22 protein-coding genes are annotated in these 21,673 nt (G+C 61.7%); 13 read left to right on the forward strand and 9 right to left on the reverse strand.

Annotated features, from left to right (window positions below; all coding sequences use genetic code 11):
- From BFP90_RS28950 to BFP90_RS21415, 3 genes are all read right to left on the reverse strand, one after another.
- On the reverse strand, positions 1 to 186 hold a 186-nt coding region (locus BFP90_RS28950; RefSeq protein WP_218061251.1), incomplete at its 3' end, for a hypothetical protein.
- A 78-nt stretch (positions 187 to 264) separates the two neighbouring features.
- The gene (locus tag BFP90_RS21410) at positions 265 to 1,758 is read right to left on the reverse strand and encodes a CoA-acylating methylmalonate-semialdehyde dehydrogenase (protein WP_065897923.1); all 1,494 of its coding nucleotides are present in this window, start codon (positions 1,756 to 1,758) and stop codon (positions 265 to 267) included.
- A 39-nt stretch (positions 1,759 to 1,797) separates the two neighbouring features.
- Complete coding sequence (locus tag BFP90_RS21415) at positions 1,798 to 3,147, reverse strand: aspartate aminotransferase family protein (protein WP_065897924.1); 1,350 nt, start codon at positions 3,145 to 3,147, stop codon at positions 1,798 to 1,800.
- Between the two features lie 127 nt (positions 3,148 to 3,274).
- Here BFP90_RS21415 and BFP90_RS21420 point away from each other — a divergent pair, with 127 nt between their 5' ends.
- From BFP90_RS21420 to BFP90_RS21445, 6 genes are all read left to right on the forward strand, one after another.
- Positions 3,275 to 4,195 (forward strand): LysR family transcriptional regulator, encoded by a 921-nt coding sequence (locus BFP90_RS21420; RefSeq protein WP_065894620.1) that lies wholly within the window; start codon positions 3,275 to 3,277, stop codon positions 4,193 to 4,195.
- Between the two features lie 87 nt (positions 4,196 to 4,282).
- Positions 4,283 to 5,677, forward strand: coding sequence for a uracil-xanthine permease family protein (locus BFP90_RS21425; RefSeq protein ID WP_065897925.1), 1,395 nt, complete (start codon positions 4,283 to 4,285; stop codon positions 5,675 to 5,677).
- An 87-nt stretch (positions 5,678 to 5,764) separates the two neighbouring features.
- Positions 5,765 to 6,424, forward strand: a complete 660-nt coding sequence (locus BFP90_RS21430) for a TetR/AcrR family transcriptional regulator (protein ID WP_065886509.1) — start codon at positions 5,765 to 5,767, stop codon at positions 6,422 to 6,424.
- A 12-nt stretch (positions 6,425 to 6,436) separates the two neighbouring features.
- Positions 6,437 to 7,018: an IMPACT family protein gene (locus BFP90_RS21435; RefSeq protein ID WP_065897926.1), complete on the forward strand. Its 582-nt coding sequence runs from the start codon at positions 6,437 to 6,439 to the stop codon at positions 7,016 to 7,018.
- A 57-nt stretch (positions 7,019 to 7,075) separates the two neighbouring features.
- Positions 7,076 to 7,762, forward strand: a complete 687-nt coding sequence (locus BFP90_RS21440) for an SDR family oxidoreductase (protein WP_057726414.1) — start codon at positions 7,076 to 7,078, stop codon at positions 7,760 to 7,762.
- A gap of 210 nt (positions 7,763 to 7,972) precedes the next feature.
- Entirely contained in the window at positions 7,973 to 9,331 is a 1,359-nt protein-coding gene (locus BFP90_RS21445) for an 8-oxoguanine deaminase (protein ID WP_065897927.1), read from the forward strand.
- 75 nt (positions 9,332 to 9,406) lie between these two features.
- Here BFP90_RS21445 and BFP90_RS21450 read toward each other — a convergent pair whose 3' ends face one another.
- On the reverse strand, positions 9,407 to 10,498 hold the full coding sequence (locus BFP90_RS21450) for a calcium:proton antiporter (RefSeq protein ID WP_065897928.1): 1,092 nt from the start codon (positions 10,496 to 10,498) through the stop codon (positions 9,407 to 9,409).
- Between the two features lie 193 nt (positions 10,499 to 10,691).
- On the opposite strand from BFP90_RS21450, the gene BFP90_RS21455 reads away from it, so the two are divergent.
- Complete coding sequence (locus BFP90_RS21455; protein WP_043051475.1) at positions 10,692 to 11,645, forward strand: adenosine deaminase; 954 nt, start codon at positions 10,692 to 10,694, stop codon at positions 11,643 to 11,645.
- A gap of 139 nt (positions 11,646 to 11,784) precedes the next feature.
- On the opposite strand, the gene BFP90_RS21460 is transcribed toward BFP90_RS21455, so the two are convergent.
- The 3 genes from BFP90_RS21460 to BFP90_RS21470 form a co-directional block, all read right to left on the reverse strand.
- On the reverse strand, positions 11,785 to 13,155 hold the full coding sequence (locus tag BFP90_RS21460) for an MFS transporter (protein WP_065897929.1): 1,371 nt from the start codon (positions 13,153 to 13,155) through the stop codon (positions 11,785 to 11,787).
- A gap of 84 nt (positions 13,156 to 13,239) precedes the next feature.
- Positions 13,240 to 13,941 (reverse strand): ArsR/SmtB family transcription factor, encoded by a 702-nt coding sequence (locus tag BFP90_RS21465; RefSeq protein ID WP_065886504.1) that lies wholly within the window; start codon positions 13,939 to 13,941, stop codon positions 13,240 to 13,242.
- 137 nt (positions 13,942 to 14,078) lie between these two features.
- Complete coding sequence (locus BFP90_RS21470) at positions 14,079 to 15,005, reverse strand: LysR family transcriptional regulator (protein ID WP_065894627.1); 927 nt, start codon at positions 15,003 to 15,005, stop codon at positions 14,079 to 14,081.
- 117 nt (positions 15,006 to 15,122) lie between these two features.
- Here BFP90_RS21470 and BFP90_RS21475 point away from each other — a divergent pair, with 117 nt between their 5' ends.
- The 3 genes from BFP90_RS21475 to BFP90_RS28865 all read left to right on the forward strand — a co-directional run bounded on the left by BFP90_RS21475 (position 15,123) and on the right by BFP90_RS28865 (position 16,889).
- Entirely contained in the window at positions 15,123 to 15,416 is a 294-nt protein-coding gene (locus BFP90_RS21475; RefSeq protein ID WP_065886502.1) for a putative quinol monooxygenase, read from the forward strand.
- 140 nt (positions 15,417 to 15,556) lie between these two features.
- On the forward strand, positions 15,557 to 16,570 hold the full coding sequence (locus BFP90_RS21480) for a zinc-binding alcohol dehydrogenase family protein (protein ID WP_065897935.1): 1,014 nt from the start codon (positions 15,557 to 15,559) through the stop codon (positions 16,568 to 16,570).
- 145 nt (positions 16,571 to 16,715) lie between these two features.
- A complete protein-coding gene (locus tag BFP90_RS28865; RefSeq protein WP_163001561.1) occupies positions 16,716 to 16,889 on the forward strand; it encodes a hypothetical protein in 174 nt (57 codons plus the stop codon).
- Between the two features lie 8 nt (positions 16,890 to 16,897).
- Here BFP90_RS28865 and BFP90_RS21485 read toward each other — a convergent pair whose 3' ends face one another.
- On the reverse strand, positions 16,898 to 18,091 hold the full coding sequence (locus BFP90_RS21485) for a multidrug effflux MFS transporter (protein WP_065886500.1): 1,194 nt from the start codon (positions 18,089 to 18,091) through the stop codon (positions 16,898 to 16,900).
- A gap of 85 nt (positions 18,092 to 18,176) precedes the next feature.
- Positions 18,177 to 18,368, reverse strand: a complete 192-nt coding sequence (locus BFP90_RS21490) for a heavy-metal-associated domain-containing protein (RefSeq protein ID WP_065886499.1) — start codon at positions 18,366 to 18,368, stop codon at positions 18,177 to 18,179.
- Between the two features lie 146 nt (positions 18,369 to 18,514).
- On the opposite strand from BFP90_RS21490, the gene BFP90_RS21495 reads away from it, so the two are divergent.
- From BFP90_RS21495 to cueR, 3 genes are all read left to right on the forward strand, one after another.
- On the forward strand, positions 18,515 to 18,886 hold the full coding sequence (locus BFP90_RS21495) for a hypothetical protein (protein WP_065897930.1): 372 nt from the start codon (positions 18,515 to 18,517) through the stop codon (positions 18,884 to 18,886).
- A 78-nt stretch (positions 18,887 to 18,964) separates the two neighbouring features.
- Positions 18,965 to 21,157, forward strand: a complete 2,193-nt coding sequence (locus BFP90_RS21500; RefSeq protein ID WP_065897931.1) for a heavy metal translocating P-type ATPase — start codon at positions 18,965 to 18,967, stop codon at positions 21,155 to 21,157.
- Positions 21,154 to 21,555, forward strand: coding sequence for a Cu(I)-responsive transcriptional regulator (gene cueR / locus BFP90_RS21505; protein ID WP_065897932.1), 402 nt, complete (start codon positions 21,154 to 21,156; stop codon positions 21,553 to 21,555). Before BFP90_RS21500 ends, cueR begins: the two co-directional genes overlap by 4 nt.
- Positions 21,556 to 21,673: the final 118 nt, after the last annotated feature.

Consider the following 21,673-nt stretch of genomic DNA (forward strand, 5'->3'; position numbering starts at 1 on the left):
TTCTACAGCGTTACACGCTGCTGTCAACACCTCTTTTTCAACTTCCTTTTGGCTTCGATGAACTGAAGCGACCTGCTTTCGAAACTCGCTTAACTCATTGTTTACCAAGGAGTTTTCCGTTTCGACTGCGCCGGAAGTGGGGCAAATTATAGGCGCACAGAATCTGCCGTCAACCTTCTTTTTCACATTTCTGTCATATAAGTCAAAAAACCCCGGAAAACGCGAAGGCCGGCCCCAAGGGGCCGGCCTTCCACTTATCCCGCCTTACAAACTGGGGAAAGCAAACTGCGAGGATTCATGACTGGCCCGCTGCGGCCAACGCTGGGTGATCGCCTTGCGACGGGTATAGAAACGCACCCCATCCGGCCCATAGGCGTGCAAGTCGCCAAACAGCGACCGCTTCCAGCCACCAAAGCTGTGATAAGCCACGGGCACCGGCAAAGGCACGTTAACCCCCACCATGCCCACTTCGATTTCATCACAGAACAGGCGCGCCGCCTCACCGTCACGGGTAAAGATGCACGTACCGTTGCCGTACTCATGGTCGTTGATCAACTGCATCGCCGCTTCCAGGCTGTCCACACGCACCACGCACAACACCGGCCCGAAGATCTCTTCTTTATAGATGCGCATCTCGGGGGTCACGCGATCGAACAGGCTGCCACCGAGGAAGAACCCGTCTTCATGTCCGGCGACGCTCAAGCCGCGACCGTCAACAACCAACTCGGCGCCCGCCAACACGCCCTCTTCTATATAGCCGCTGACCTTATCCCGCGCCTGCCCCGTCACCAGCGGGCCCATATCCAGGCCACAGGTGGTGCCCGCACCGATCTTCAGCGCCTTGACCTGCGGTACCAGCTTGGCAATCAACGCATCCGCCACCTGGTCACCCACACACACCGCCACCGAGATCGCCATGCAGCGTTCACCGCAGGAGCCATACGCTGCGCCCATCAAGGCGCTGACGGCGTTATCCAGGTCCGCGTCCGGCATCAGCACGGCATGGTTCTTCGCGCCACCCAGTGCCTGCACACGCTTGCCGCGCTTGGTCGCTTCGGAATAAATGTACTCGGCAATCGGCGTCGATCCTACAAAGCTCAGCGCTTTTACCTCGGGCGCCTCAATCAATGCATCCACCGCGCCCTTGTCACCATGCACCACGCTCAGCACGCCTTTGGGCAGACCCGCTTCCTGCAACAACTGCGCGATCAGCAACGTCGAACTCGGGTCACGCTCCGACGGTTTGAGGATGAAACAGTTACCGCACACAATCGCCAGCGGATACATCCACAACGGCACCATCGCCGGGAAGTTGAACGGCGTAATGCCCGCCACTACGCCCAGCGGCTGGAAATCCGACCAGGCATCAATGTTCGGGCCGACGTTGCGGCTGTATTCGCCTTTGAGAATCTCCGGCGCCGAGCACGCGTATTCAACGTTCTCGATTCCGCGCTTCAACTCACCGGCGGCATCCTCCAACGTCTTGCCGTGCTCTTCGCTGATCAGCTGCGAGATACGCGCTTCGTTCTGCTCCAGCAACTGCTTGAAACGAAACATCACCTGCGCCCGTTTGGCCGCAGGCGTGTTACGCCAGGCCGGGAACGCCGCCTTGGCCGAGTCGATCGCCTGTTGAATGGTTTCGCGACTGGCCAATGGCACCTGGTGAATGACCTGGCCGGTGGACGGGTTGTACACATCGGCGCTACGACCGCTGTCATTGACCAATTCACCGTTGATCAAATGCTGGATAAGGCTCATGCAGGGCTCCTGAAAAGTTGTTCTATATAGAAGGAGAAATCAGTCGATCTTGCTCAGCACTTCACCGACCGCATCGAACAGGCGATCCAGGTCCTGCGGCTTGCTGTTGAAGGTTGGCCCGAACTGCAGGGTGTCACCGCCAAAGCGCACGTAGAAACCGGCTTTCCACAGCGCCATGCCGGCCTCGAACGGACGCACGATGGCATCCCCGTCACGCGGCGCAATCTGGATGGCTCCGGCCAGGCCGTAATTACGAATATCAATCACGTTCTTGCTGCCCTTCATGCCATGCAGCGCATTCTCAAAGTGCGGTGCGACATCGGCTACGCTCTGCACGAGGTTTTCCTTTTGCAGCAGGTCCAGTGCCGCGAGGCCGGCCGCGCAGGCCACCGGGTGCGCCGAGTAGGTGTAGCCATGGGGAAACTCCACCGCGTATTCCGGCGTCGCCTGGTTCATGAAGGTGTGATAGATCTCGCTGCTGGCAATCACCGCGCCCATCGGAATGGCGCCATTGGTGACTTGCTTGGCAATGCACATCAAGTCCGGGGTCACGCCAAAGCTGTCGGCGCCGAACATCGAACCGGTGCGCCCGAAACCGGTGATCACTTCGTCGAATACCAACAGGATGTTGTGCTGATCGCAGATCTCGCGCAGACGCTTGAGATAACCCTGTGGCGGCACCAACACGCCTGCGGAACCGGCCATCGGCTCGACAAACACCGCAGCGATGTTCGACGCGTCATGCAGTTCGATCAGCTTGAGCAACTCATCGGCCAATGCGATACCACCCTGCTCCGGCATGCCACGGGAGAAGGCATTGCTCGCCAGCAACGTATGCGGCAGGTGGTCGACGTCCATCATCGACTGACCAAACAGCTTACGGTTACCGTTGACGCCGCCCAGGCTGGTACCGGCAATGTTCACACCGTGATACCCACGGGCGCGGCCGATCATCTTGGTCTTGGTGGCCTGGCCCTTCAGGCGCCAGTAGGCGCGCACCATCTTCACGGCGGTATCGGCGCACTCGGAGCCGGAGTCGGTGAAGAACACATGGTTGAGGTTGCCAGGGGTCAGGTCGGTAATCTTTTCCGCCAGTTGAAAGGACAACGGATGACCGTATTGGAAGCCCGGAGAGTAGTCCAGGGTGCCCAACTGCCGGGCCACCGCTTCCTGGATTTCCTTGCGCGTATGCCCGGCGCCGCAGGTCCAAAGGCCCGACAGCGAGTCGTAGACCTTGCGCCCCTTGTCATCCGTCAACCAGCTGCCCTCGGCGGCCACGATCAGGCGCGGATCGCGCTGAAAATTACGGTTGGCGGTATAAGGCATCCAATGAGCATCCAGCTTGAGTTGGCTGGCCAGGGATGATGGGGCGTTTTCCGGCATGTTCATCAGCAAAACCTCGCAAGGCAAAAGGCAGCGTCGGGATTGAAAAAAGCGTAGTTGCAGCTAAATTGCCACGGGGATAAAGTCGGTGAAATTCAACTCTTCTAACCTTCAGTCAGGACTTCACTAAACTATGAGCAGCCGTCGCCCCGACCCCCTGGCCCAGGTCAGCGACTTTGATATCCGCCTGTTGCGCATCTTTCGCAGCGTGGTGGAGTGTGGTGGCTTTTCGGCGGCGGAAACCGTACTGGGGATTGGTCGTTCGGCCATCAGCCAGCAAATGAGCGACCTGGAACAACGCCTCGGGCTGAGGCTCTGTCAACGCGGCCGCGCGGGGTTCTCGCTGACGGAAGAAGGCCGCGAGGTCTATCAGTCGGCGTTGCAACTGTTGAGTGCGCTGGAAAGTTTTCGCACCGAAGTCAATGGTCTGCACCAGCACTTGCGCGGAGAGCTGATCATCGGCCTGACCGATAACCTCGTCACCCTGCCCCATATGCGCATCACCCACGCCCTGGCGCAATTGAAGGAACGTGGCCCGGACGTGCAGATTCAAATCCGCATGATCGCCCCCAGTGAAGTCGAGCAAGGTGTCCTCGACGGCCGTCTGCATGTCGGCGTGGTGCCCCAGGCCAGCGCGTTGTCGGGCCTGGAGTACCAACCGCTGTACAGCGAGCGCTCGCTGCTTTATTGCGCGGTCGGGCATCCACTGTTTTATGCCGACGACAAGCAACTGGACGACACGCGCCTCGACAGCCAGGACGCCATCGCCCCCACCTTCCGCTTGCCCGCCGAGATCCAGGCCCATTACCAGGCGCTCACGTGCACCGCCAGCGCCTCGGACCGTGAGGGCATGGCGTTCCTGATCCTCACCGGGCGCTATATCGGCTACCTGCCCGACCATTACGCCAACCTTTGGGTACAACAAGGCCGACTGCGCGCGCTGAAACCGGCTACACGGTTTTACGATTTGAGCCTGGCATCGGTCACGCGCAAGGGCCGTCGCCCCCATTTGGTGCTGGAAAGTTTTCTAGAGAGCCTGGCGGCAACGCGCTAACACGGGCTCTGCACAAAAAGCTGAGCAGGTGGACAGTTTTTTGCAAGGCACAAGGACCTTGAACCGTCCGCCCCGAGTTGACCCGCCATGCCACCAGAATCCTCCAGCCCCAACGACTTGATCTACGGCCTCGATGATCGCCCCAAACCACTGCCCGCCCTGCTGGCCGCCCTGCAACATGTGCTGGCCGCGTTCGTCGGGATCATCACGCCGCCCTTGATCATCGGTTCCACCCTGGGCCTCACCGCGCACCTGCCCTACCTGATCAGCATGGCGCTGATGGTCTCCGGCGTCGGCACCTTCATCCAGGCGCGCAGGCCGTTCGGTATCGGCGCCGGGATGATTTGCCTGCAAGGCACCAGCTTTGCGTTCCTGGGCGCGGTGCTCTCCGCCGGCTTCCTGGTCAAGCAACGCGGCGGCAGCCCTGAGGACATCCTGGCGATGATTTTCGGCGTGTGCTTTTTCGGCGCCCTGGTGCAGATCGTGCTGAGCCGGTTTATCGGCCAGCTGCGCCGGGTCATCACGCCCCTGGTGACCGGGATCGTGATTACGCTGATCGGCATCAGCCTGATAAAAGTCGGCATCACCGATCTGGGCGGCGGGTTCAACGCCCCCGACTTTGGCGCCCCCATCAACCTGGCCCTGGGCCTGTTCGTGGTGCTGACGATCATCCTGCTCAACCGCTCGAACACGCCCTGGGTACGCCTCTCGGCCATTATCATCGGCCTGGCGCTCGGCAGCCTCGCCGCGTGGTTCAGTGGCAAGCTGGTGCCCCAGGCATTACCCGACGTGCCTCTGATCAGCCTGCCCGTGCCGTTTCGCTTTGGTTTCAACTTCGATTGGAGCGCCTTCCTGCCCATCGCGCTGATTTATCTGATCAGCAGCATCGAAACCGTCGGAGACCTCACCGCCAACTGCATGATCGCCCGCCAACCCATCAGCGGTGCGTCTTATATAAGCCGACTCAAAGGCGGCGTGCTCGGGGATGGCGTCAGTTGCATGATCGCCGCCACGTTCAGCGCCTTCCCCAATACCACCTTCGCGCAAAACAACGGGGTGATCCAACTTACCGGCGTGGCCAGCCGTCATGTCGGCTTGTACATCGGCGTGGTGCTGGTATGCCTTGGGTTGTTTCCCATGATCGGCGCGGTGTTGCAGCAAATCCCCAAACCGGTGCTGGGCGGTGCGACCCTGGTCATGTTCGGCAGCGTCGCCGCAGCCGGTGTGCGCATCCTGGCCCAGGCGCCACTGGATCGACGCAGCATGCTGATCATCGCCACCTCCTTCGGTGTCGGCCTGGGCATCGCCGCTCAGCCCAACCTGCTGCACCTGATGCCAACCCTGGTGCAGAACCTGTTCGACTCCGCCATCACCAGCGGCGGGCTGACTGCCATTGTGCTGTGCCTGCTGTTACCCGAGGCCAAAACCGTCCACGCCGTTACAAACCCCACGCCCGAAAGCGACTCCCTGGAATCGCTTTGACGGTTTTATTGCATCAACACTTGTCTGAGGCTTGAGGGTGGGTTATCTGTGCACACGTCGCCCCCATCGATCAGCACGGAAACCTCCATGAGCCTCGAAGTTCCTGCCCACAGCAACCATGCCGGTAAACCCGCCAGCCGCATTCGGCAAAAGAACGAACAAGCGATTCTCCAGGCGGCTGAGGATGAATTCGCGCGCCATGGCTACAAGGGCACCAGCATGAACACCATCGCGGCCAGTGCCGGGCTGCCCAAAGCCAACTTGCACTATTACTTCACCAACAAACTGGGCCTGTACATTGCGGTGCTCAGCAATATTCTCGAATTGTGGGACAGCACGTTCAACGCGCTGACCGCCGAGGACGACCCGGCCGTGGCCCTCTCCCGGTACATCCGCACCAAGATGGAGTTCTCGCGACGCCAGCCACAGGCCTCGCGGATCTTCGCCATGGAGATCATCAGCGGCGGCGAATGCCTCACTGAATATTTCAGCCAGGACTACCGCGCCTGGTTCAGCGGCCGTGCAGCCGTGTTCCAGGCCTGGATCGATGCCGGCAAGATGGACCCCATCGACCCGGTGCACCTGATCTTCCTGCTGTGGGGCAGCACCCAGCACTATGCCGACTTCGCCACCCAGATCTGCCGCGTCACCGGTCGCACCAAGCTGACCAAGCAGGACATGGAGGACGCCGGCACCAACCTGATCCACATTATTCTCAAAGGCTGCGGCATCAAGCCGGCCCCCTGAACGAAGCGACTTATGCCATTCACGCTCACGGGCTTTTGCGAATTTCGTGAAGAAATACGCAAAAGCCGCTTTATCACCCTGGCGGCGCCGATTATCAGCGCGCATGACGCCCAGGCGTTTATCGAGCAGCACAGCGACCTCAACGCGACGCACAACTGCTGGGCCTGGAAACTGGCCGACCAATACCGCAGCAACGACGACGGCGAACCCGGCGGCACCGCCGGGCGGCCGATCCTGGCGGCCATCGAGGCGCAAGGGTTTGATCAGGTCGTGGTGCTGGTGATTCGCTGGTACGGCGGGATTCAACTGGGCACCGGCGGTCTCGCCCGTGCCTACGGCGGCGGCGCAAATAAATGCCTGCAGAATGCCGAGCGCATCGAGCTGATCAGTCGTGTACCGCTGAGGTGCGCCTGCGGTTTCTCCGAATTGAACCTGCTGAAGCTGCGCGTTGCCGAACTGGACGGGCTGATCGTGGAAGAAACCTTCACCGCCAACGGCGTGGAGCTGCAACTGGCCCTGGGCGAAGCCCACATCGACACCTTGCAAACCCAGCTCGCCGACCTGAGCCGGGGACGTATCCTGCTGCAACGCTGAAACTGCTACTGTTGCTCACTGCAACTCCCTGAACCGCGACTCCAAAGGAAGCTTTTCATGTCTACGCCAAAAACCGCACTGATCATCGGCGCCTCGCGCGGGCTGGGCCTCGGCCTGGTCAAGCAACTGCTCCAGGACGGCTGGGACGTGACCGCCACCGTGCGTGACCCGAACAAGGCCGACGCCCTGAAAGCCGTGGGCCCGGTGCAGATCGAAAAACTCGACATGGACGATCAGCAAGCCGTTATCGCCCTGGCCCAACGCCTGAAAGACCGCACCTTCGACCTGCTGTTCGTCAATGCCGGCGTCAAGGGCCCCGCGAACCAGGAGCCGGGGCACGCCACCCTGGCGGAAGTCGGCCAACTGTTTTTCACCAACGCCGTGGCCCCGATCAACCTGGCCCAGCGTTTTGTCGGGCAGATCCGCAAGGACACCGGCGTGCTGGCCTTCATGAGTTCGGTGCTGGGCAGCGTCACCATTCCCGACGGTTCGGACATGGCGCTGTACAAGGCCAGCAAGGCGGCGCTCAACTCCATGACCAACAGCTTTATCACCCAACTGGGCGAGCACAAGCCGACGGTGTTATCGCTGCACCCGGGCTGGGTGAAAACCGACATGGGTGGCGAAAATGCGCACATCGACGTCGAGACCAGCGTGCGTGGCCTGGTGGACCAGGTAAATGCCTACACCGGCAAGGGCGGCCATCATTTTGTGGACTACAAGGGCGACACCATCGCCTGGTAATGGCCGCAACTGTAGGAGCGAGCTTGCTCGCGAAGAACGCCCAGGCACCGCGTTAAACCAGACTGCCCGCGTTATCGTTGACGATTTTCGCGAGCAAGCTCGCTCCTACAGCGTTAGACTGCCACCTCGCCTTCACCGGCGACCCTGGATCAGCAGACAGGGCAACACTGAGCTGGCAAACCTGAACCCATCATTCAGAGGAGCCGGCCAATGCCTGCGACCCGTATCTGGTTAAAAAATCCCCTCGCGATCTTCACCGCCAATGGCCTCGATGCCCGTGGCGGCCTGGTGCTGCAAGACGGCGTCATCACCGAATTGCTGGCCCAAGGGCAAGCACCTGCACAACCCTGTGCGCAGGTGTTCGATGCCCGCGAGCATGTCGTCCTGCCCGGGCTGATCAACACGCACCACCATTTCTACCAGACCCTGACCCGCGCCTGGGCGCCGGTGGTCAACCAGCCGCTGTTTCCCTGGTTGAAAACCCTGTATCCGGTCTGGGCCCGACTGACCCCGGAAAAACTCGCCCTGGCGTCGAAAGTGGCCCTTGCGGAATTGCTGCTCTCGGGTTGCACCACTGCGGCGGACCACCACTACCTGTTCCCCGACGGCCTGGAAAACGCCATTGATGTGCAGGTCGACAGCGTACGCGAGCTGGGCATGCGCGCCATGCTCACCCGTGGTTCCATGAGCCTGGGCGAAGCCGAGGGTGGCCTGCCGCCGCAGCAAACCGTGCAACAGGGCCAGGTCATCCTCGACGACAGCCAACGCCTGATCCGTGAATACCACGAGCGCGGCGACGGCGCGCAGATCCAGATTGCCCTGGCGCCCTGTTCGCCGTTTTCCGTCACCCCCGAAATCATGCGCGCCAGTGCCGAACTGGCCACCTCGCTCGACGTGCGCCTGCACACGCATCTCGCGGAAACCCTCGACGAGGAAGACTTCTGCCTGCAACGTTTCGGCCTGCGCACGGTGGATTATCTCGACAGCGTCGGCTGGCTCGGCCCGCGCACCTGGCTGGCCCACGGTATTCACTTCAACCCGGATGAAATCGCACGCCTGGGCGCTGCCGGCACGGGCATCTGCCATTGCCCGAGTTCAAATATGCGCCTGGCCTCCGGTATCTGCCCGACCCTCGACCTGCTCGCGGCCGGTGCCCCCCTCGGCCTGGGCGTGGACGGTTCCGCCTCCAACGACGCTTCGAACATGATTCTGGAAGCGCGCCAGGCTCTGTACATCCAGCGCCTGCGTTACGGCGCGGAAAAAATTACCCCTGAAGGTGTGTTGGGCTGGGCGACCAAAGGCTCGGCGCAGTTGTTGGGCCGTACGGATATTGGAGAGTTGGCGGTAGGAAAGCAGGCGGACCTGGCGCTGTTCAAACTCGATGAGCTGCGCTTCTCCGGCAGCCACGATCCCATTTCCGCACTGTTGCTGTGCGGTGCCGATCGAGCGGACCGAGTGATGATCGCGGGTCAATGGCGGGTAATCGACGGACAAGTGGAAGGCCTGGACCTGAAAGCTCTGATCGCCGATCACACCCGGGCGGCCCGTCAGTTGATCGCCGGAATCTAAACCAAGCACAGTCCAAAATGTGGGAGGGGGCAAGCCCCCTCCCACATTTGGTTTTATGGTGTACTTGAAATCGGGTTACAACCCCAACAGCGACAGCATGATAAAGGTCGCAAACAGCACGAAATGCGTCATGCCCTCGATGGCATTGGTTTCGCCATCATTGAGGTTGATCGCACTGACGATCAGCGTAATAAACACCATCACTGTCTGCACCGGCGTCATCGCCATTTGGAATGGCTGGCCGGTGTAGAGCGCCATGGCTTCCATCACCGGCACCGTCAGAATCACCGTCGACAGCGACGCACCCAGCGCGATGTTCACCACCGACTGCATGCGATTGGCCAAGGCGGCGCGCAATGCCGTCAGGATTTCCGGCGCGGCGGAAATAGCCGCCACGACGATCGCGGTGATCACCGGTGGGGCGCCCGTGCCCTCCAGGCCCAGGTCGAGGGTCTTGGACATCACCTCGGCCAACGCACCAATCACTATCACGCCAAACACCAGGGTGCCGATCGAGAACGCGAGGTTTACGGGCTGCTCGTGCTCTTGCTCGGTTGATTTCTTGCGGCGTTTTTCCGGGTAGCTGTAGCTGAAGAAATAACTGTGCGGGCCTACCTGCATTCTCAGGAACAAGGTGTAGAGCACCACCATCGCGCCGATGGTGAAGGCCGAGTAAATTTTCCAGTCGGCCTCGGGGATAAACTCCGGCACCACCATCGACACGCCCATGGCGGTGAGAATCATCACGCTGTAGGTGCGTGCTGAGTCATCGTTGTAGGACTGCTCGCCATGCTTGATGCCACCCATCAGCGCGGCCAGGCCGAGGATGCCGTTGATATCGAGCATCACCGCCGAATAGATGGTGTCGCGCACCAGCGTGGGTGAAGGCTCGTTGCTCATCATGATCGCCAGGATCACCACTTCCACCAGCACAGCGGCCAGGGTCAGGATCATGGTGCCGTAGGGGTCACCGACCTTTTCCGCCAGTTGTTCGGCATGGTGGGCCACGCGCATCGACGCCATCACGATAAACGCAATCAAGGCGAGACCGGCGAGCAACGCCACCATCTGCCCACTGTGGAGCATCCAGTGTTCCAGCGGGTAGGCGGCAATGGCGGCAATCAGTGCCAGCAGCATGAATTTTTCTTGCTTGAGAGAAGTGAGCATGGGGGGCCTTTATGTACGGCAAATCAGTCATCGTTGGGGTACAGACTGCGCCACGCCGCTAACGTTTCGTTACACCTTAGTTCACGTCGAACTTGATCGAATAAATCAAATACTCTCCTGCTGGTCAGGTTTTGCCGATTATTTCAGCCATGGCCTGTAGAATGCCGCCATTGCACCTGATGAGATTTTAGCTATGTACGATTGGCTCAACGCCCTGCCCAAGGCTGAACTGCACCTGCACCTGGAAGGCTCGCTGGAGCCTGAACTGCTGTTCGCCCTGGCCGAACGCAACAAGATTGCGTTGCCGTGGAACGACGTCGAAACCCTGCGCAAGGCCTACGCCTTCAATAATCTGCAAGAGTTTCTCGACCTGTATTACAAGGGCGCCGACGTGCTGCGTACCTCCCAGGATTTCTACGACCTGACCTGGGCCTACCTGCTGCGCTGCAAAGCCCAGAACGTGATTCACACCGAACCCTTCTTCGACCCGCAAACCCACACCGACCGCGGCGTGCCCTTCGAAGTGGTGCTCAACGGTATCGCTGCCGCGCTCAAGGACGGCGAGCAGCAACTGGGGATCACCAGCGGCTTGATCCTCAGCTTCCTGCGCCACCTGAGCGAAGCCGAAGCGGAGAAAACCCTCGACCAGGCGCTGCCGTTCCGTGACGCGTTCGTCGCCGTGGGCCTGGACAGTTCCGAGATGGGTCACCCGCCGAGCAAATTCCAGCGCGTGTTCGACCGTGCCCGTCACGAAGGCTTCCTCACCGTCGCCCACGCCGGCGAAGAAGGCCCGCCCGAGTACATCTGGGAAGCCATCGACCTGCTGAAAATCCAGCGCATCGACCATGGCGTGCGCGCCATCGAAGACGAGCGCCTGATGCAACGCATCATCGACGAGCAGATCCCGCTGACCGTGTGCCCGCTGTCCAACACCAAGCTGTGCGTCTTCGACGACATGGCCCAGCACAACATCCTCGACATGCTTGAGCGTGGAGTGAAGGTCACGGTGAACTCGGATGACCCGGCCTACTTCGGCGGTTATGTCACCGAGAACTTCCACGCGCTGTACACCTCCCTGGGCATGACCCAGGACCAGGCCAAACGCCTGGCGCAAAACAGCCTGGATGCGCGACTGGTAAAGCCTTGACCGCTATTTTTACTGAATGAATGAAGGCTAAATGTGGGAGGGGGCTTGCCCCCGATTGCAGTCTGTCAGACAGACATGTATTGACTGATACACCGCTATCGGGGGCGAGCCCCCTCCCACAGGGGTTTAATGTTGTCTGTCAGACTTCAGACAACTCCTCCAACGTCTTGCCCTTGGTCTCCATCCCAAACACCCACACCACCAGCGCCGCCACCGCAAAACACAGCGCGCCCAAGGCAAACACCCCGCCCTGCCCGGTTATTGGAAACACCAGCCCGGTGACCAGTGGCCCCAGCAACGACCCCACGCGACCAATCGCCGAGGCAAACCCGGACCCCGTTGCGCGCGCCGAGGTCGGATACAGCTCCGGCGTATAGGTGTACAACACCGCCCACATGCCAAACAAAAAGAACTGCATCAACAAACCGGTCGTAACCAGCAGTCCGACATTGCCGCCGAACACCGCGCTCTGCCCATACAAAAACGCCATCACCCCGCCGCCCAGCAACGTCACCACGCACACCGGCTTACGTCCCCAGCGCTCGACCAGCCACGCCGCCATCAGGAAACCGGGAATCCCGCCCAGGGAAATGATTACCGTGTAATACACCGATTGCGTCACGGCAAAGCCTGACTGCTGCAGCAACGCACTCAACCACGACGTCAGTCCGTAGAACCCGAGCAGGGCAAAGAACCACACGCTCCAGATCATCATCGTGCGTTGACGGTACTGAGCCGACCACAACTGCCGGAAGGCCGAGAAGAATGTGCCTGGCGTACTCGCCACCCGCGGCAAGGCAACAGGCTGCGGCAAGTCGGCGCCCCCGAGGGAGTCGCGCACCTTTTGCTCGATGCCCAGCAACACCATGTCCGCCGCCTCGTGGCGCCCGGCCTGTTCCAGCCAGCGCGGCGACTCCGGAATAAAAAACCGGATGGCCAGTACAAATATCGCCGGCACCGCCAGCACCAGGAAGATGTCGCGCCAACCCACCACCGGCAGCAGGAAGTAAGACAGCACGCCGGCCGCGACAAACCCCAGCGGCCAAAAACCATCCATCAACGCGATATACCGCCCGCGCCGTTTTGCCGGAATCAGCTCGGACAACATCGACTGTGCGATCGGAAACTCCATGCCCATGCCAATGCCCAGCAGGATGCGAAACAGGGTCAGCGCCTCGACCGTCTGCGCCGTGGAGCACAAGTAACTGGCGACACCCCACAACACGATGCTCCACTGAAATACCGGCTTGCGCCCGAAGCGATCAGCGAGCATCCCCGAGAGCGAAGCGCCGACCACCATGCCGAAAAAACTCGAACTGGCCAGCAACCCGGCCTGGGCCGTACTCAGGCCGAACTCGGCTTTGATCGAGCCCAATAGGAACGTCATCATCGCCAGGTCCATGGAGTCGAAAAAAAACGCCAGGGCAATGATGATGAAAATGATTCGGTGGTAACCACTGATGGGCAACCGTTCCAGCCGCTCTGCTGCGCTATAGTCCTGCATCCCCATGCCCCACCCCCAAGTGTGAAAAACCCCTGGCCGAGTGTGCGGCATCGTCTGCCCTGGCGATTGCTGGATGCGACCTGACCGAAACTAGGAGCGACGCTCCTGCAGTGCGGCCAACCGGTTGATGTGCACAAGCCCTGCGTCGCTGACAGCCAAGGCCCGGGACTCGCCGATGGCACTCACCCAGTTCGACTGCAAAAACAGCCGCAACAGCCCGGCGCCGAGCGCACCGCCGACATGCGGTTGCTGCTGGCTCCAGTCGAAACAGTCACACACCAACGGCGACGAGAATGCCTGGATGAAAATACCCAGCTCCGCCAGATGCCGGGTGCCCTTGACCGTCACTTCGGTACGTTGTTCGTAGCGCTGGATCCAGCCTGCCTGCGCCATCCGTTGATACAGCCCGGCCGCCAGTTCACCGCCGAGATGGTCGTGGCACACGCGGGCGCGACGCACCAGCGGCGGGGTCTGCAACGCGGGGAGCTGAACATCCGGCGCGGCGCGCGCCGCACTCGCCATGGTGGTCGTTGCCAGCGCGTCGATGGCGGCACTGACATCGGCCGCCGCCACGCGAAACAGCCGTTTGCCCCGGCGCGCTTCGACCCGCAGCAAGCCGCTGCCGGTCAACCGCGCCAGATGGGCATTGGCCGACGCCGGTGACAGCCCGGCGAACGTCGCCAACTCCTCTGAAGATTTCGCCGAACCGTCCATCAATGCCCACAGCATTGCGGTGCGCTTGGGCTCGGCAAGCAAGCTGGCGATACGACTGATACATGGTGCCTGTTCCATCTTTCGACTCCCCGTTGAACCGTTTTTCTGCTGCGGTTGGCGCCAAAGTATAGGGGCCAAAACAGCCGGTTCCATGGCGTCTTACAGCCTGAATGCGGACAGCACTCGAGGGAAATGTCCTGCTTTGCTGGAGGCCATTACTTCACAGCGAATCGCTCCGACAGTTGCTTCGTCAATGTCGCACAACGGGACACGAGCATTTCCCGCAGCAAGTTGACGGGCTTGCTCAACTGCGCACGGTGCGCGCACAGCAGGTTGAGCGGGGTACGCTCACCGCGCAGCTCCGGCAGGATCAAGCGCAGACGCCCGGCCACGACGTCGGTACTCACATCCAGCCAGGACTTGTAGGCAATGCCGACGCCGGCCACCGCCCAGCGGCGCACCACGTCGGCGTCGTCACTGACGCGATCGCCGGAAACCGTCAGGCTGACCTCGCGCTTGCCGTCATAAAAACGCCAATGGTCGTGTACCCGGTCAGCGAGCATGTAGAGCAGGCAATTGTGCTGGGCCAGTTGCTCCAGATGCCGCGGTTCGCCGTGTCGGGCCAGATAACTGGGCGCCGCGCACAGCACCCGGATATTTTCCGGCGCGATGGGCAGCGCAACCAGGCTGGAATCCTCGGGTTCGCCATAGCGCAAGGCGATGTCCACCGGCTGGCGGTACAGGTCGGCAATGCGATCCCCCAGCAACAGGCGCACGCTCAGTTGCGGGTATTCACGCTGGAAGTCATCCAGCCAGGGCAACAGCAGGTTGCGACCGAAATCCGAAGGCGCCGACAGTTGCAGCATGCCGCTGACATGGTCCTGCCCACTGGCCAGCAGGCGCCGCCCTTCATCCAGTGAGCTCAACGCGGCGCGGGCATAGGTGAGAAACCCCTCACCTTCGGCGGTCAAGCGCAGGCTGCGGGTGGAGCGTGCCAGCAAACGCGCGCCCAGCTGTTGTTCTATGCGCTTCAACGCAGCGCTGGCCACCGCCGGGGACAGGTCCATGACCCGCGCGGCCGCCGACAGACTGCCCAGGTCCGCTGCCCGGACAAACAACTGCAAATCATCAAAGCGCAGCATCAATTTCCGCCAATTATCAATTTTCTATTGAAACAGACCTTTGTTTTAGCCGCTTTTATCCGTGCTGGAAATAGCCAATCATCTGGCCATCCCGTTCCCTATCGACCAGGAGTTGATATGTCTACCGCCTTTAACGTGATCGCCACGCTGATCGCCAAGCCCGGCCAACAGGCCACCCTGGAAACCCTGCTGCGCGGTCTGCTTGAGCCGACTCGCCTGGAAGCCGGTTGTGAGCAGTACGACCTGCACCAGGATCTGCAACATCCCGAGACGTTCTACATGCTCGAGCGCTGGAGCGACGACGCGGCCCTGGCCGACCACGACCAGAGTGCGCATATCCAGGCGTTCCGGACCAAGGCCGCCGACGTGATCGAACACTTCGAACTCAAGCGCCTGAAGTTTCTCGCCTGACCATCCCCTTTTTCTGTAGGAGCGAGCTTGCTCGCGAAAAACGCAGGAACGACGTGTTCAACCAGAAGTATTGCGTCATCGTTAACGATTTTCGCGAGCAAGCGCGCGCCTGCATTGACCGTATTTACCCCGGAGAAATCATGAAAGCCATCGCCTATTACACCTCCCTGCCCATCAGCGACGTGAACGCCCTGCAAGACATCGAACTGCCAGAACCCGTCGCCGGGCCGCGTGACCTGCTGGTGGAAGTCAAAGCCATCTCGGTCAACCCGGTGGACACCAAGGTGCGCCAGAACGTCGCTCCGGAAAACGGCGCCGCCAAGGTGCTCGGCTGGGACGTGGCCGGCGTGGTCAAGGCGGTCGGCAGCGAAGTGACGCTGTTCAAGGCCGGCGACAAGGTGTTCTACGCCGGCTCCCTGGTGCGCCCGGGCGGCAACAGCCAATTGCACACCGTGGATGAACGCATTGTCGGCCATATGCCCAAGAGCCTGGGCTTTGCCGAAGCCGCGGCGCTGCCGTTGACCGCCATCACCGCCTGGGAGCTGCTGTTCGAACGCTTGCAAATAGCCGAGGGCAAACAGAACCAGGGCCAGAGCCTGTTGATCGTCGGCGCAGCGGGCGGCGTGGGTTCGATCCTGACCCAACTGGCCAGCCAGCTCACCGCGCTGAAAGTCATCGGCACCGCGTCGCGCCCGGAGACCCAGGAATGGGCCAAGGCCCTGGGCGCCGACCTGGTGATCGACCATAGCCAGCCGCTGAGCGAGGCACTCAAACACGCCGGTCACCCGCAAGTGACCCACGTCGCCAGCCTGACCCAGACCGACCTGCACCTGGAGCAACTGGTAGAAGCCCTGCAGCCCCAGGGCAAGCTGGCGTTGATCGACGACCCCAAGGCGCTGGACGTGAGTTCGCTCAAGCGCAAGAGCCTGTCGCTGCACTGGGAGTTCATGTACACCCGCTCGATGTTCGAGACCCCGGACATGATCGAGCAGCACAACCTGCTCAACCGCGTGGCCGCGCTGATCGACGCCGGCACCTTGAAAACCACGCTCGGCGAGCATTTTGGCGTGATCAATGCGGCGAACCTGCGCCGTGCCCACGCGCTGCTGGAAAGCGGCAAGGCCAAGGGCAAGATCGTGTTAGAGGGGTTCTAGAAAACGGCTGTCAGTGTCGTCTGTTACTTATGTAAGTAATGGACGACACCATTAGTCCGAGAGTTGACCTTTGTCATCTCTGTGAGCGCATACGGGTTTATATTGGCCGCCTTTGCCACGATTCTTTTACGTGAGGAAGTCAGCAATGAAGATCCTGATAAAAGCGTTAGCAAAAAAATCCCAGTGGGAGGTCCGCCTGGACCAGCGGTCGATTATTTTTCACACCGAAGCCGAGGCACGTGCCTTCGCCGACACCTTGCAAACCCGCATCCAGGCCCCCCACCGCTTTCCACTCAGCCAGCAACGCGCCGCCGGCTGATCGGCTCTTCAGACCTGCGCCTGCAAGGCTCTTGCCCGTTGCAGGCGCAGGGTGGCCATCGCAATCGTCACCGCCAGCACCCCGCACAGGCTGATGACCATCGCCATCGGCATGGCCGTGCCGTCGTGCAACACCCCGACCAACGATGCCGCCCCCGCCGCCACACCAAATTGAATGCACCCAAGCAAGGCCGAGGCGCTGCCGGCGCGCGCGCCTTGCCCGTTCATGGCGCACGCCGAGGTGTTGGGCAGAATGCAACCCAGGCTGGCGATACAGATAAACAACGGCACCAGCAACGGCCACAGGGCTTCGGTGCGCAGCGCTGCAATCCCAAGCAGCGTCAGCGCCGCCGCCACGTAAACCCACACCGTACGCGAGAGCAGAAACGCCGGGCCGCGTTTGGCCAGTAACCGCGCATTCAACTGCGCCACCAGGATAAAACCGGCGGCATTGGAACCGAACAGCCAGCCGTAATGCTCGGCGGGCACGCCATACAGTTTGATGAACACGAACGGTGAACCGGCGATATAGGCAAACATCCCCGCAATCGAGATGCCACCGGTCAGGGCGTAGCCCAGGTAAACCCGGTCCGACAACAGCGCGCCGTAGCGGCGCAACGAGCCGGACAACGGCTGGCGCGGCTGATGCGCCGGAAAGGTTTCCGGCAAGCCCACCGCCACCGCAATGGCCGCCATCACGCTGAACAGCGACAGCGCCAGGAAAATCGACTGCCAGCCCCACAGCCCCACCATCAACCCACCCGCCAGCGGCGCAAGGATGGGCGCCAGGCCTGTGACCAGCATCAGTTGCGAATACACCTTGGCCGAGCCCACGGCGTCGCATTTGTCACTCACCACCGCCCGCGAGATCACCATGCCCGCGCAACCGCCGAGCGCCTGCACGAAACGCGCACCGATCAGCCATTCCAGGGACGGCGCATAGGCACAGGCGAAGGACGCGAGGGTAAACAGCGTCACACCGCTGAGCAGCGGCACGCGCCGGCCAAAGCGGTCGGCCAGCGGGCCGTAGATCAATTGGCCGATGGCCAACCCCGCGAAATACACCGCCAGGGTCAGTTGGACATGTTTTTCGTCGGTGGCAAAAGCGCTCGCGATGGCCGGAAAGCCCGGCAGGTAAAAGTCGATCGCCAACGGCGCAAAGGCGCTCAAGGCGCCGAGGATCAGAATAATGCGAAGGTTCATCAGGCACCCAAGTGAGTCGGCAGCCCGACAGTCTAGCCGCGCTTGGGTGCCTTGAACATTAAGATAGCTCGCTAACTATTAAAAATCAGACGACGGTGTAGCCTTCTTCCTTGATCAACTGTGCGATGGCTTCGCGCTCCAGCTGGCTTTGCACCCTGACCTGCTTCGCCGCAAGATCGACCGTCACCTCGGCATCTGCATCCTGGCTGTGCACCGCCTGGGTCACCGCCCGAACGCAATGGCCGCAGGTCATTCCTTCAACATTGAATATTTGCATGACAAGACTCCTTGAATGAGGTTGAACCCAGTCTCGACCTTGCCACGATGGCAAGGTCAAGTTTCAGAAACGTCGGCCGGGCTGGTATTCGGCGGCGACGTCGGCCAAGCTTCAACTTTATCGATGTGACCCACGGAGCATTCGCCATGCGCTGGTCTTTTTTTGCCCTTGCCGGCCTGATGAGTTTTTCTGCCGTTGCGCCCGCCGCTGAAGACTACGCGGTGCTGATCATTTCCCGGGAGCGCCTGGAAGTGCCGACGTCCTGTGAAATCGGCCTGTATATCCAGGATCAACTGGCCGGCCGCCTGTTTCAGGAAGAGTCCACTTCATTCAACCTGCCTGCCGGCAATGTGTCACTGCGCCTGAAACTGCTGCCGGGGAAATCGCCGGGCTGTCTGCCCGGCATGCTCGCCCCGCCCGCCCAGAACATCACGCTCAAGGCCGGCGACGTGCGCAAGCTGCGGATTGCCCAGGGCCCGGACGGCATGTACCTCAAAGCCGCCGAGCTGGGCTATTAAGCTAAGATTTAAAGACGCTTGACCTTCCCCACAGGTCAAGGTTGATGCTGGGGGCACTGTTTTGCGGAGGACTGCCCCATGAATGGAACCACCACCTTTGACCTGCCCATCGGCGGCATGACCTGCGCCAGTTGCGCCGGCCGTGTGGAGCGTGCGCTGGGCAAGGTGCCGGGGGTGCAACGTGCCAGCGTCAACCTGGCCAACGAACGCGCCCACATTGAGGTAATCGGCCAGATGGACCCCGGCGTGCTGATCGCCGCCGTCGACAAAGCCGGCTACACCGCCAGCCTGCCCCAGGCCGCCACCACCACCCAGGCCGATCAAGTCCGGCACCTGCACCGCGAACGCTGGGCGCTGATGCTGGCGATCGTGCTGGCATTGCCCCTGGTGCTGCCGATGCTGGTCGAACCCTTCGGCTTGCACTGGATGCTCCCCGCCTGGGTGCAGTTCGCCCTGGCGACACCGGTGCAATTTATCCTCGGTGCGCGTTTTTACCGGGCCGCCTGGAAAGCCGTGCGCGCCGGCGCGGGCAATATGGACCTGCTGGTGGCGATCGGCACCAGTGCCGGTTACGGCCTGAGCGTCTATCAATGGCTCACCCGGCCCGCTCCGCATTTGTATTTCGAAGCCTCGGCCGTGGTGATCGCACTGGTGCTGCTGGGTAAATACCTGGAGAGCCGCGCCAAGCGCCAGACCGCCAGCGCCATTCGTGCCCTCGAAGCCTTGCGCCCCGAGCGGGCGGTGCGCGTGTTGGAGGGCCGTGAGGAAGAGGTCGCCATCACTGCGCTCAAGCTCGGTGACCTGGTACGCGTCCAGCCAGGCGAACGCTTCCCGGTAGACGGCGAAGTTGTCGATGGCCAAAGCCATGCCGACGAAGCGCTGATCAGTGGCGAAAGTCTGCCGGTGCCGAAACAACCGGGCGACCGGGTCACCGGCGGCGCGATCAACGGTGAAGGTCGCCTGCTGGTGCGTACCCAGGCCCTGGGCGCGGAGAGCGTGCTGGCCCGGATCATCCGCCTGGTCGAGGACGCCCAGGCCACCAAGGCACCGATCCAGAAACTGGTGGATAAAGTCAGCCAGGTCTTCGTCCCGACGGTGCTGGTAGTGGCATTGCTCACCCTCGCGGGCTGGTGGCTGTACGGCGCGCCCCTGGAGAGCGCAATCATCAACGCGGTTGCGGTGCTGGTGATCGCCTGCCCGTGCGCCCTGGGCCTGGCGACGCCGACGGCAATCATGGCCGGCACCGGCGTCGCTGCGCGCCATGGCATTCTGATCAAGGACGCCGAGGCGCTGGAGCATGCCCATGCGGTGAGCGCCGTGGTGTTCGACAAGACCGGCACCCTCACCTCGGGCGCGCCGAGAATCGCCCATCTGGCGGCGGTGGACGGCAACACCTCGCGCCTGCTGCAACAGGCGGGAGCCCTGCAGCGTGGCAGCGAGCACCCGCTGGCCAAGGCGGTGCTGGATGCCTGTGACGAACAGGGGCTGCGCCCGGCTGACGTCAGTGCCAGCCAGTCCCTGACCGGACGCGGCATCGCCGGCACCCTGGACGGCCGGCAACTGGCCCTGGGCAATCGACGCCTGCTGGAAGAAACCGGCCTTGACGCCGGCCCGCTGAGTCAGCGCGCGACTGAATGGGAAGCCGAAGGTCGCACCCTGTCCTGGCTGATCGAACAAGGCGCACATCCGCGCGTGCTGGGCCTGTTCGCGTTTGGCGACACGCTCAAGCCCGGCGCACTGCACGCCGTGCAGCAACTCAAGGCCCAGCACATCAGCAGCCACCTGCTCACCGGCGATAATCGCGGCAGCGCGCGAGTGGTCGCAGAGGCCCTGGGCATCGACGATGTCCACGCCGAAGTGCTGCCCGCCGACAAAGCCGCCACCGTGACCGCCCTGAAAAAAACCGGGGTGGTGGCCATGGTCGGCGACGGCATCAACGACGCACCGGCCCTGGCCGCAGCGGATATCGGCATCGCCATGGGCGGCGGCACCGACGTGGCCATGCACGCCGCCGGCATCACCCTGATGCGCGGCGACCCGCGCCTGGTGCCGGCGGCCCTGGAGATCAGCCGCAAGACCTACGCAAAAATTCGCCAGAACCTGTTCTGGGCCTTTGTGTATAACCTGATCGGCATCCCGCTGGCGGCCTTCGGCCTGCTCAATCCGGTATTGGCAGGCGCAGCGATGGCGTTGTCCAGCGTCAGTGTAGTGAGCAATGCGCTGCTGCTCAAAACCTGGAAACCCAAGGACCTGGAGGATCAACGCCCATGAATATCGGCCAAGCCGCCCGCCAAAGCGGGCTGAGCGCGAAGATGATTCGCTACTACGAATCCATCGGCCTGCTCAAGGCCGCTCATCGCACCGAGAGTGGTTATCGCCTCTTCAGTGCAGGCGACCTGCACACCCTGGCGTTTATCAAACGCTCGCGGGACCTGGGGTTTTCACTGGAAGAAGTCGGCAAGCTGCTGACCTTGTGGCAGGACCGCCAGCGCGCCAGCGCCGACGTGAAAGCCCTGGCGCGCCAGCATGTCGAGGCGTTGAATCAGAAGATTCGCGAGTTTGAGCAACTGCGCGATACGTTGCAGGACCTGGTGGAACACTGCCAGGGCGACCACCGGCCGGATTGTCCGATTCTCAAGGAGTTGGCGTCAGGCAAGTGCTGCGCCTGACTGGTTGCAAATAAATCCAATGCGGGAGGGGGCTGCCCCTAATACCAATCTGTAGGAGCGAGCTTGCTCGCGAAAAACGTCAACGATAACGCGTGCTTTCTGAATGAACGCGGTGCCT

The organism is Pseudomonas sp. 24 E 13, assembly GCF_900004715.1.
Taxonomy (GTDB): Bacteria; Pseudomonadota; Gammaproteobacteria; order Pseudomonadales; family Pseudomonadaceae; genus Aquipseudomonas; species Aquipseudomonas orientalis_A.